General features: G+C 23.6%; 14 protein-coding genes. All 14 read left to right on the top strand.

Going from position 1 to position 12,385, the window contains the following annotated elements; genetic code table 4:
* Position 1 precedes the first annotated feature (1 nt).
* Positions 2-1,084 carry a heat-inducible transcriptional repressor HrcA gene (hrcA, locus tag JRW51_RS02295; protein ID WP_250328566.1) on the top strand — a complete coding sequence of 361 codons (1,083 nt, stop codon included), beginning with the start codon at positions 2-4 and terminating at the stop codon, positions 1,082-1,084.
* Between the two features lie 140 nt (positions 1,085-1,224).
* Complete coding sequence (locus JRW51_RS02290) at positions 1,225-1,467, top strand: hypothetical protein (RefSeq protein ID WP_250328565.1); 243 nt, start codon at positions 1,225-1,227, stop codon at positions 1,465-1,467.
* A 245-nt stretch (positions 1,468-1,712) separates the two neighbouring features.
* A complete protein-coding gene (locus JRW51_RS02285; protein WP_250328564.1) occupies positions 1,713-2,432 on the top strand; it encodes a purine nucleoside phosphorylase DeoD-type in 720 nt (239 codons plus the stop codon).
* A 31-nt stretch (positions 2,433-2,463) separates the two neighbouring features.
* Positions 2,464-3,084: a guanylate kinase gene (locus tag JRW51_RS02280; RefSeq protein WP_250328563.1), complete on the top strand. Its 621-nt coding sequence runs from the start codon at positions 2,464-2,466 to the stop codon at positions 3,082-3,084.
* Between the two features lie 83 nt (positions 3,085-3,167).
* Positions 3,168-3,431 carry a hypothetical protein gene (locus JRW51_RS02275; RefSeq protein ID WP_250328562.1) on the top strand — a complete coding sequence of 88 codons (264 nt, stop codon included), beginning with the start codon at positions 3,168-3,170 and terminating at the stop codon, positions 3,429-3,431.
* A 19-nt stretch (positions 3,432-3,450) separates the two neighbouring features.
* On the top strand, positions 3,451-4,449 hold the full coding sequence (locus JRW51_RS02270; RefSeq protein ID WP_250328561.1) for a ribonucleotide-diphosphate reductase subunit beta: 999 nt from the start codon (positions 3,451-3,453) through the stop codon (positions 4,447-4,449).
* Positions 4,450-4,575: 126 nt separating this feature from the next.
* Positions 4,576-6,744 carry a hypothetical protein gene (locus JRW51_RS02265; RefSeq protein WP_250328560.1) on the top strand — a complete coding sequence of 723 codons (2,169 nt, stop codon included), beginning with the start codon at positions 4,576-4,578 and terminating at the stop codon, positions 6,742-6,744.
* Between the two features lie 82 nt (positions 6,745-6,826).
* A complete protein-coding gene (locus JRW51_RS02260; RefSeq protein ID WP_250328559.1) occupies positions 6,827-7,462 on the top strand; it encodes a hypothetical protein in 636 nt (211 codons plus the stop codon).
* Between the two features lie 9 nt (positions 7,463-7,471).
* Entirely contained in the window at positions 7,472-8,605 is a 1,134-nt protein-coding gene (locus JRW51_RS02255) for a viroplasmin family protein (RefSeq protein WP_250328558.1), read from the top strand.
* A 1-nt stretch (position 8,606) separates the two neighbouring features.
* Positions 8,607-8,813, top strand: a complete 207-nt coding sequence (locus JRW51_RS02250) for a hypothetical protein (protein ID WP_250328557.1) — start codon at positions 8,607-8,609, stop codon at positions 8,811-8,813.
* Positions 8,813-9,460 (top strand): energy-coupled thiamine transporter ThiT, encoded by a 648-nt coding sequence (locus JRW51_RS02245; protein WP_250328556.1) that lies wholly within the window; start codon positions 8,813-8,815, stop codon positions 9,458-9,460. Before JRW51_RS02250 ends, JRW51_RS02245 begins: the two co-directional genes overlap by 1 nt.
* Positions 9,461-9,489: 29 nt before the next feature.
* Positions 9,490-10,551: a hypothetical protein gene (locus tag JRW51_RS02240; RefSeq protein WP_250328555.1), complete on the top strand. Its 1,062-nt coding sequence runs from the start codon at positions 9,490-9,492 to the stop codon at positions 10,549-10,551.
* Positions 10,552-10,553: 2 nt separating this feature from the next.
* A complete protein-coding gene (gene ybeY / locus JRW51_RS02235; RefSeq protein ID WP_250328554.1) occupies positions 10,554-10,994 on the top strand; it encodes an rRNA maturation RNase YbeY in 441 nt (146 codons plus the stop codon).
* Positions 10,995-11,012: 18 nt separating this feature from the next.
* Positions 11,013-12,383 (top strand): glycine--tRNA ligase, encoded by a 1,371-nt coding sequence (locus tag JRW51_RS02230; RefSeq protein WP_250328553.1) that lies wholly within the window; start codon positions 11,013-11,015, stop codon positions 12,381-12,383.
* Positions 12,384-12,385: the final 2 nt, after the last annotated feature.

Genomic DNA, 12,385 nt, shown 5'->3' with positions numbered 1-12,385 from the left:
TATGAACAATCAATCAAAAGATAATTTAAATCAAGATCAAAAGTTTCTGTTAAAGTTAATTATTGATTTTTTTATTGACTTTAATGAACCTGTAAGTAGTAATGTTTTAAAAGATTTTTATAGATTAAGTATTTCTTCAGCTACAATTAGAAATCGAATGTCTGAACTTGAGGAGCTAAATTATATTACTAAAAATAATCAAACTTCAGGCAGGGTTCCAACTGATTTAGGATATCATTACTATGTTCAATATTTAAGAGAACCAAAAGAAGCTGAAATCAAAGAGTTAACAGAACATTTAAAAAAAGTTATTAACAATAGAAGTTTAACGATTGAAGAAGTGGTAGAAAACTCATGTAAGATAATTTCAGATTCAATCAATATCACATCTTTGTATACAACCAGTGATGCTAGTGAAAATGAAGTTTTAAACCATTTAGATCTTTTTCTTTTAAAAGATTTTAATTCTTTATCAGTTATTGTAACAGATAGCGGGAAAACCTATACCAAAAATTTTTTAATTGATAAATCGATAAATATAAATGATTTAAAATTATGTATTTCTGTTATTAATGAAAAATTAAAGGGAACAAAATTAATTGAAATTAATAAATATTTATTAGGATTAAAACCAATTCTTATCAAAAAAATTATTAACTTTGAAAAACTCTTTGAAAGCTGCATATGTAAGATTTTTAACATTAATTTGTTTAATGATTATGTTTATGGAATTGAAAATTTAATTGCGCCTAATCAGTTTAATGAAGTTGAAAATCTAAAAAATTTGATAAAAGTTTTAGAAAATCATTCAATTTGAGAAATTTTACAAAATAAATTAGCTAAGCCTTCTTCATTTAAAGAAAAGGACAAAGATATTAATATATTAATAGGGAAAGAAATCAATCAAGATGCATTTCGAAATTTATCATTAATTTCAACAACTTATAACACCAAAAATAATAATTCATCGCAAATTAATAAATCAGGAAAAATTGTTCTTATCGGACCAAAAAGAATAAATTACAGTAATATTTTTTATATTCTAGAATGACTAAAAGATAATCTTAAAAATCGCGGTAATTAATTTATTACCATTTATAGAATCAATTGGATAAATATTTAAAACTAAATAATATTCCTAAAAGGTAGCAATTTTTTTAATATTAATAATTGTATAATTTTAAATAATTACACAAAATAATATTTATGGAGAAATAATTAATTATGGAACAATTAGTTCAAGCAATCGAAATACCTCAATATTCTGGGAATGAATTAATGAATGCATTTAATACATTTCAAACCAGAAAAGCAAACATTTTACAAATAAAATCTGTCTTAATGATGCAAATTATGAATCATTATGGAAGATTTAATAAATTAACAGATGAAGATATAGCGCATGTTATAGCAGTTTTTAATGTGTTGTGAAAAGAGATTAGTAATTTAAAACGGAAAAAACGTTAAATTCTAAAAAATAGAATTTATTTTAAAATAATTTATAACTTTTATCTTCTTGTAATCTTTCTGATTTAAAATATTTATTACTTTACACCTATATTAAAGGTAATATTAATATATTATTTTATATAATAAAATACACTTAAAATAAATATTGTAATAAAAAATTTGTTCATTTCATAAAACAAGAATTAATAATATTTAATTAAGTGGCAAAATATATTTAAGAAAATAATTAAAAATAATAATTTATGGCAAAAATACCTACACCTCATATTGAAGTTGATAAACAGGGAGTAATCGCAGACATAGTATTTATGTGTGGTGATCCACTACGTGCTGAAAAAATTGCAAAAGAATTTTTAACAGATGTTTACAAATTTAATAGTGTAAGAAATATGTTTGGTTTTACCGGTAATTATAAAGGTAAAAAAATCTCAGTAATGGGACATGGAATGGGATTTGGAAGTTGTGGAATTTATTTCTATGAACTTTTTAATTTTTACAACGTTAAATGTATAGTTAGAATTGGAACATGTGGCGGACTTAAAGCTGAACATGAACCAGGAAAAGTGATTGTTGCTGAGTATTCAAAAACGAATTCAAATGTTGGAGAAGTTTTCAACCATACAAAAGAAAAATCAATCCAAGCATCATCAGATCTATATGAGTATTTACATAAAAATTACAAAAATGATCCTAATTTTATTTTTGGTTCATTATTTTCATGTGATGTTTTTTATGCTCAAGAAAGTTTAACAGCATCTCAAAGCGCTGTTGCTGATGGGGTTGAAATGGAATCTTATTTTCTTTACTTATTAGCTAGAACTTTTAATAAAAAAGCAATTTCTATTTGTACAGTATCAGATAATTTAATATCAGGTGCATGATGAGATGCCGCAAGTCGTGCCAAAAATTATCATAAAATGGTAGAAATAGCATTTTCTGTATTAAATGTTTATGACAAATAATTAAGATAAAGTTTGTTAATTTATTTAATTTATGGTTCATAATCAAGGAAAAAAAGATAATAAGTTAATTGTTATTTCAGGCCCAAGCGGAGTTGGCAAAAATTCAATTGTTAAAGAGTTATTAAAAGATAGCGAATTAAATTTGCATTATTCTGTTTCTTGCACTTCAAGATCAATTCGAGATGGCGAAGTTAATAATGAGGCATATCATTTTATAAGCAGAGAAGAATTTGAGTCAAAAATCAAAAATGATGAATTTATTGAATATACAGAATACCTTGGTAATTACTATGGTACTTTGAAATCTGAAATTTTTGATAATATTGATAAAAAAACTGTCTTATTAGAAATAGAGTATAAAGGACTTGAAAATTTAAAGAAAATTTTTCAAAATTCCGTATATATTGTAAGTATTGGGGTTTTACCATATCATAGCGAAGATATTGAGCATATTGGTAAACTAATTGATTCTCGCTTAAAAAAAAGAAATCTAGATCATCCTGAGATAATTAAAAAACGTTTAAGTTATATTTTAAAAGAGGAATTAATAAAATATAACAACAAACTTTATAATTATATTGTTTATAACAAAGATCAAAATTTGTCAGAAACCATAAAGGAAGTAAAAAAAATTATTTTAAAAAATTGTTAATTAATTTTCTTAACCCTAAAATTAACAAAAAATTCAAGGGTTAGGAAAATAATTTAAAAATTAAAAAAACTAAAATCAATAAAGTGCAAGCATCTTCTGTAGAGATAATAAAAATAGTTATTTTAACATTAGTTTCGTTTTGTTTATTTTTATCTATTTTAGCTGTTTTATTTTGAACGATAAGATTCACATTAGAAAAAGTTAAATATTTAGATTACAAACGTAGTTTACTAAATTTCATTTTTAATACCATCATAATGGTAATATTAATTGTTGTTTTAACTTTAATTGCGTATTACTTTCCAAACGGAGAAAGTCTTTCTTTCGATATTTTAATAGAGGGATAATAGAGGAATAATAAAATAGATGGAAACAAAAAAAAACAAAAGTTCAATAATTAATGCTGTTAACTGGAATATAGAATATGATAATTTTACCCATAAATTTTATCAACAAAATATTTCACAAATGTGAACCCCTGATGAAATTCCAGTTTCAAAGGATATAAAATGCTGAAAAATAACTTTAACTGAAGAAGAAAAAGAAGTTTATAAAAAAGTTCTTGTTTTTTTAACAGTTTTAGATACACAACAAGGGTGTAATAATTTACCAAGCTTGATTTTAAATATTGATAATTTACAACAAAAAGCGGTACTTGGATTCATGGATATGATGGAACATATTCATGCTAAGTCTTATTCAACTATTTTTATGACAATTTTGTCAAATAAGGAAATTAATGAATTATTTGACTATGCAGATAAAGAAAGATTAATTCAAGAAAAAGCTGCAACAATTGATAAGTATTTTATTTCAATCGTTAACAAAAATGCACCCAAAAAAGACGTTTATTTGGCAATGGTTGCATCTTGTATGTTAGAATATTTTCTTTTTTATACTGGTTTTTTTTATCCTTTATATTTAGCAGGTCATGGTAAAATGGTTGCAAGTGGAGAAATTATTTTTTTAATTATTCGTGATGAAATTTTACATGGCGCTTTTGTTGGACTTTTAGCGAAAAACCTTTATAAAACTTTATCAGAAAGTGATAAAGAATATGTCGATAAAGAGTTTCAAAACATCACTAATACATTGGTTGCCCTTGAAACAGAATGAACTAAAAAACTATTTACAAAGTTAGGACTTGTAGATAAAGTTTTAGCTTTTATGAAACATAATTTAAATAGAATTTATAAAATTTTTGAAAAACCACAACCATATGAAAATCAAGTAATAGATCCAATTGTTGAAAAATATATGAAAAACATAACAATTCAGCATGATTTCTTTTCTACAAAAGGGAATACATATTTCAAATCAACGACACCTGTAGAACTTGATGATGATGAAACTTTTGAACTTTAACAATTATTAAAATATTGAATAGATTTTATTATTTTTTCGCCTGGTTTTATCTTACTTAGATCAAAAACTCTTATAATAAATTAAATGTATAAACTATTTTATTATTTTTTAATTACTTTTTAAATTATGAGACAACGTATTAGACCCAAAAAAGATGAAATATATCAAAGCGATATAGAAAATAAGCAAAGAGCGAAAGAAGATAAAAGATGATTAAAATCAAAACCAAAAATATTTGTTCTTGGTGGGGGTTTTACTGGTATTTTGACTGCATCAATTTTAAATGCAAAAGCAATTAAAACTGGGGTCGTAGAAAAACAGAAACAATTAGCAAATAGTTGGATAACATTTGATAAAAATATTTCACGAGACGGTTTCTTTCATTTTGATAATTTCGAGGGGCTCTCTTTACATAGTCATTCTTTGCTATCTAGGGTTTTAAAAGAAATCGGGGTATACAATAAATTTAATATTATCAATCTTAAACATTCCGCTTTTATTAAAAATAAACTCCAAGAATTTACTTTAAATAATAATTCCAAACAATTATTAACATCATTAAAGAAAAAATATCCTTTAATAGAATTAAGATTAAATGATTTATTTCAAATCCTTAAAAAGGGTTTTGATGATAATTTTTATTTTTTTGAAACTTTAAAAAAATTTAAAAATGCTAAGTTATTTTTAGAACATTACACTAGATATGATCGTAATCTAATGCTGAATTTTGATTGGATGTGAATGGAGTTTGGGATTCCTCTAAGCAAATTAGACCCTTTTACCTTTGCTATATTTTTAGCTGATTATATTATTGGAGGTTTACATTATTTAAGTTCAGGTTCAAAAGAACTAGTCGGTGTTTTAGCTCGTTACATTCAATCTAATTCAAAGAACAAAGATTTGATTATAAAATCATCTCCCATCACTTCTTTGAAAGTAAATGATGATTATATTACAAAAATTTCAACTTTAAATAAAACTTTAAAAGTTCGAAAATATGTTTTATCCGCTCCTTTATATGATACATTTCAGTATTTAATTAGTGATAACTCAGAAAGTTATAAAACATATACAAATACGATTAATAAGTTTAAATTTAAAAATTATAAGGTTTCTGTTTGTGCTGGGATTACAAAAAATTTTCGAACTATCATGCTTACACATGAAATAGTTATATTAAATGAACATAGTTTAGATGATGATCAAGCTTATCATGCTACATTAAACAATGATTATGAACATGTACCATTAAAAATTATTAATCATGGTTTGTTATATCCAGGACATTCTAATAAAACTTGTTCGTTAAATATTTCCTTTGTTGATAATTTCAGTAAATATGAATTTGATGATCCAAAAAAATTAGATGAAAGAAGAGAAAAAATTCAAAATATTATAATTAATCGATTAAATCAATTTTGACCAAAAACAGCTGGTCATTTTTATTTTATGAAAGTTTATCTCCACCAAGATCAAGCAGCTTTAACTGACAATACTTTAAATGGCGGTTATGGAATGAAAGTAGAAGGATATAATCCTTGAATTGATCATTATTTTTCTACACCTTATAAAAATCTTTTGGTTGCATCAAAATCTGGGCTTCCTGGAATCAATCCATGATTTTCAATTTATTCAGCTTTAAGGGCATCAAACGCTGTTGAAGTAAAAATAAAAAAACGGCAAATGTATGCTTTAATTGACTCATTATCAGGAACTGACATCTTAAAACTTTTATCATACGCTTACGCCCCTTTAAATGATCGTTGAACTACAATTCAAATTGGTTGATTTTTTGATAACGTTTACTCAGTTCAAATGGGGATAGGTGAATCAAAAATAACATTACGCTCAATTACTTATGAAGAAGCTTCTCGTTTACCATTTTTTGTTTACACGACAACGAATGCTTTAAAGAAAATTGTTAAGGGGCAATCAGGATTTTTAAAACAAATATTCACTAATAATATGCGTTGTAAAGGCGGAGCATTTAAATTTATGCGCTTAATGCGTGAATGTTTCCCTAACTATGCCAAACTTGATGATTTTTTCAAAAAGTTTTTACAACCAAATGATCCTGATCCTAAAGAAAATAAACCTCCTGCTAACCAAAAAGTAGATAGTAAAAAATCAGAAGATCAGAAAAAAGTCGTTGATCCAAAAACCAAAAAAGAAACTGCTAAAAAAACCGCTTCTAAAGACAATAATGATAAAAAGGCTAGTAAAGTTGTTCCAAAACCTAAAAATATCAAAAAAATAAACCCATCAAGCAGTTCTAATAAAATAGAATTAACCTAAAAATTTGTTAAGTTGTATTTTCATTTTAGAAAGTAGAAAAACTTAATACCAATATTTTACCTTCTTAAAATTTTTAATAAATATGAATAAAAAAAGAATGTGAACCAATCAATATATAGCTTATTGCTCTATGATGATAACAACAGTTCTTGTTATATCGATGGTTCAATTTTTTTGATCTCCAAGTTTCCTAGTTAATTCTGCATTCGAAGTTTACCTTGTTCCGATTTTTATTCTTGCTTTTACAGCACCTTTTTCAATTGCATCGGTTGCTTCAATTCTTTCGTTTGCACTAAGAATGATTTTTATAAAACCAAGTTTAATTATTGGCTTTGGACAAGTTTTTTTAGATTTTGTTATCCCATATTTAGTTCCAATGTTTTTTGTTTGATTATTTATTAGTATAGTTTGACTTTTTAGTAGAAAAGAAGCGCAAAAATATCGTAATTTCACAGAACTATCCGTTTTTAAAAAACTTTTTTTTACAGAATTTGTCGTTATTGCTTCTTTTGTTGCTATTTATATATCACGTTCAGTCGCTGGCGCTTTATATTTTTTCGCCTTGCCTGGTAATCGTGGAGGTCTAGATAAATGAGGATATGGTTTTTTATCTAATTTTTTTGGAATTATAGGATTTTTTACATTTAACATCGTTTTATATATTCCAACTATAAGATTAATAGATATTTTTAAAAATAATCAATACAGAATTGATTAAAATATCTTTATGAAATATTATGTTGTTTACGTTGGGAAAAAAACGGGAATTTATAATTCTTGAAAAGAGTGTTTTGATCAAGTTAACGGTTACCCTAACGCAATTTATAAATCATTTAAAACAATAAAAGAAGCAGAAGATTCAATTAATAATTATTTAAATACTAGCCCTTTATCTGTTCAAACAATTGATGATATCAAAAAAAGATTAGAAAAATATGACCTAGTATTTTTTATTGACGGCAGCTTTAATAAATTGACAAAGTCTTTCACAGCAGGAATTTTAATATTAACAAATTCATTTAACAATCAGTTAACAAAAATAACAATCAAAAAAAAATTTTTACATAAATTTTTTTCAAAACATAATAATGTAGCAGGAGAATTGATGGCCGCTGTGTTTGCGATGAAATACTCATTGCTCTTAAATTCTAAAAAGACTTTAATTTGTCATGACTATATCGGGATAAGTGAATTTTGTAAAACCTGAAAATCTAACAATCCGATGATAAAAATGTATCAAGACCTATTCAAACAAAACTTTAATAATGATTCACAAATTGATTTTTTAAAAATTAAAGGCCACAGCGATAATAATTTCTTAAATTTAACAGATAAATTAGCAAATGAAGCTCATTTAAACAAAGCCTACAGCGAAACAATAGGAGTTAAAAATTCATTAGTTTTTAACTTTGAAACTTTAACAGATAATTATTTAAAATCGATTTTAGAAACTAATTTTAATGAGATAAAAATCATAGATTACAAAATACTTAAATTTAAAAAACATTTAACTATAAATTACAATAACAATCCAATTCATTTAGAATTTATAAAACAAAATGATGGTTTAGTGTATTTAAATAATAGTCTTTTAGATAAATCTAAAGAAACTAAGTTAATTTCATCTTGACTTTTTAAAAATTATAAATTAGAATACCACGGCGTTTATGATTATTTTTTTATTAATTTAGATTTTTTCAACACCAAGACAGAAGAAGAAATTATTAAATTATTAAAAAATAAATTTTCAGAAAACCAACTGAAAACTTTTTATTTTACAAGATGTTCAAAAAAAAATTTTTGTTATAGAAAATTTTTCTCCTTTAAAATTATTTTTTGCTTTTTCGCTTGTTGTTTCTAGTTTGTTAAAAGAGATTAATATCGACACCAAAGATATAAATTTTTCTTTATTAATTGATCAAAACTATGATGGGTTAAAAACAATCCAATTCATAAAAAATAATTTAAATAATATTTTAGAACTTTTAAATATTTTAGATAACAAAATAAGTTTCAATCAATTAGCTAAATTTAAAACTTATATACAAACTTTTAATGGAATCATTTAATGAATTGAGATTGACCTAAAAAGAAAAGATTTAATCAAAAAACAATTGCAATTATTGCTGTTTTAATGGCAGTAACCATTGTTTTTGTTGTTCTTGAAGGAGTTTTTCCAAAATTTTCAACCGGGGGGACGATTGAGATTCATTTTTTACCGATTATTTTAGTTAGTTTTATTACTGGTTTTCTAGTTTCATTTACATTTGGGATCATAACATCATTATTAGCAATTTTATTAGTCCCATCAAGTAGCGGATGATTAATAAATCCAGTACAAGTAATTTTAGATTACAACTTACCATATATAATTCCAGCCTTAGTTATTAATTTATTTAAAATTTTCTTTTTTAAAAATGATTTAACAGCATTCAATAATTTTTCCAAATCCAAAAAAATAATTTATTTAGAAATAGTATTTATTATTATTTTTTTAATAAATTTTGTTCTACATGTAATTTCTGGAGCTTTATATTTTGCTCCTTCGAATAGCAATTGACAAAATTGAAAGGTTTGGGCAAATTCTCTTGTTTTAAATAGTTATTATATGGTCGGAACATATTTATTTTTTGCTATATTTTTACCAATTCCAATTTCTTTTTTAATTGATTATTATCAAAATAGTCAAAACATTAATTGCGATCAAAAATTATAATTATTATTTTATTTTCCCTATTTTTATTCATGATAAATGATTGCGGAATAAAAATAATTTATAAATTAAATAAAACTAATATATTAAATTTTTCAATTAGTTATTTTACTTTTTTAGCATTTTATAAAAATATATTAACAGCAAAAGGTATTGATTTTTTCAATTTTTTAAATATTTTAAAAAGTTGAAAGTATCGCTATATAATTTCTTCGGTTCCAGTTATTAATAAAAATTATTATTGTTTATCTATCATTAAAATAAATCATCAAAAGCACATTTTAAACATTTTAAAAATTTTTAAAAATAAAATATTAATATATGACCCAACTTGAGGACATTTATTAGTTGATAAAAACTGATTTTTAAATAATTGCGATTATTTATTTGTTTTAATTCAAAAAATAAATAATGATTGTAAATATATATTTTTTAGCAACGAACATTTTAAAAATAAACCACCCTTAAACTATCTTTTTAACCCTGATTGAAAATTAGTTTTTGGGAGTTATGTTTTAGATTTTATCGGACTTATTTTGTTAATTTTTTTACCGTTTATTTTAAGAATATTTATTATGTTCGATTTTTCATTATTATTTTCTATAGCTTTATTTTTAATTTATAGTTGCATAATTTTTGTTATAGAAATTGAAAAAAAACGAGTTAACAAAAAGTTATTTTTATTATCTAAAAAAGTTTATTCTAATGTATGTTTGAGACTTTTTTACGATAAAATTTCATTTTTTAAATATAGTTTTCAACTTTGAATATTGATCATATATTTTTTATTATTTCAATATTTTATGGGAGTAACATTTTTGGGATTATTGTTATTTACCAAAATTGTATTTCAATTATTAAAATTTTTAGTTTTTAAAAAATATAATATAAAAATAGTCCAAAAACTTTATTTTTCAAACAGGTGAGTCATAAATTATTTTTTAATATTTTCTGTTTATTTTTTAATTTTATTAATTTATTTTATATTTAATATTAATTGAATTATGCTGTTTATTTCTTCGAATATTTTTTTGGTTTTTTTAAATAAATATATAAATGCTTACTTTTTAAAAATATTTAAAATAAATATTTAATTATGAATTCTTTTAAAATTTTAAACTTAACAAATATTAAATATAATTTTAATCTAGATAGATTAAATTATCTTATTGAGATCGCCTTTCAAGTTCAAAATAAAATCAAAAATATAAATACTGAATTTGTAATTTACTTAGTTGATAACAAAAAAATAACAGAATTAAATTTTAAGACTTTTGGTAAAAATAAACCAACAGATGTACTTTCTTTTTCTTATGCGCCTGTTTTTGGGGAAGAAAAATTGAAAACATTTTATTTAGGAGAAATATTTGTCAATATTCAACACGAAAATTTACTTTTAAAATCAAGTAATATTTTTTATTTAATGATAATCCATGGTCTTCTTCATTTATGTGGTTATGATCATGATAATCAAAAAACACATAATGAAATGTTTTTTCTACAAAGAAATATATTATCTTGCGATAAATACATTTAAAATAACTGATAATAATATATGGCTGAAAATACTAATTTTAAAAATTTAATAAATCATTTAAAAATTTACGGCTTTGTTTGGCCGAATAGTGAAATTTATGGTGGAATTAGAAATCAATATGATTGAGGTCCACTTGGAACCGAAATTAAAAGAAATATAAAAATGATTTTATGGGATTATTTTATAAAAAATGAAAGCGAACAAAAAGTGTTAGGTTTTGATGGTGCAATTTTATCAAATCAAAAAACATGAATTAATAGTTTACATGCAAAATTATTTTTTGATTATTTATCTGATTGTAAAGATTGTAAATCAAGATTTAAAATAGATGAATTTAATCAAAAATTAAATAAGGACAATACACCTGAAGAATTAAATGAACTGATTGCTTCAAAAAAGTTAAAATGTTTAAACTGTAATTCTGTTAATTTAACATTATTTAAAAAGTTTAATATGCTTTTTAATGTTAATTTATCTTTAACTGATGATAAAGCAATATCAACCTATTTAAGACCAGAAACTGCTCAAAATATATTTGTAAATCTAAAAAATATTGTTCAATCACAAAGATTAAAATTTCCTTTTGGGATTGGACAAATCGGAAAAGCATTTAGAAATGAGACCACAGTTGGTAATTTTATATTCAGAACGAAAGAATTTGAACAATTTGAATTAGAATATTTTACTTTCCCTGATGAATGAGAAAAAGGTTTTAGTTATTATTTAGATAAAATAAAAACTTTTTTAAGAAATAGTTTGCAAGTTTCTGAAAAATTATTTAATAATTATTTTTCTGAACATTATCACTCTAAAGATGAACTTGCACATTATTCTAAAAAAACTTTAGACATTTGTTTTAAATTTCCGTTTGGGGAAAAGGAATTATTAGGATTAGCATATAGATCAGATTATGACTTACTTTGTCATTTTCCAAAAGAAAAAATTACATTTATTGATCAAAACAAACAAATTAAGTTTATTCCTCATGTTGTTGAGTTTAGTATTGGTATAGAAAGGCTTTTATTAGTTATTTTGACATTAGGGTATTTCGAAGATAGTATAAATAATAGAGTGGTATTAAAGTTACCTGTTAACCTTGCTCCATATAAAATTGCTGTTTTGCCGTTAGTTGGAAAGTTTAAAGCGCAGAGTTATGAAATATATAAAAATTTAAAAAAAGATTTTTCTGTTGTTTATGATGATTCTGGTTCTATAGGAAAAAGATATTATCGGCAAGATGCAATAGGGACACCATATTGCGTTACATTTGATTATGATTCAATCGATACACAAACCGTAACAATCCGTGAAAGAGATTCAACTAATCAGCAAAGATATAAGATCCAAGATTTAATGACATATTTTAAAAATAAAATAAATTATTCTTAAAA

Source organism: Mycoplasma sp. SG1, from assembly GCF_023612375.1.
Lineage (GTDB): Bacteria > Bacillota_I > Bacilli_A > Mycoplasmatales > SG1 > SG1.
The sequence above is the reverse complement of the archived record's forward strand: the minus strand, read 5'-3'. Positions and strand labels throughout refer to the sequence as shown.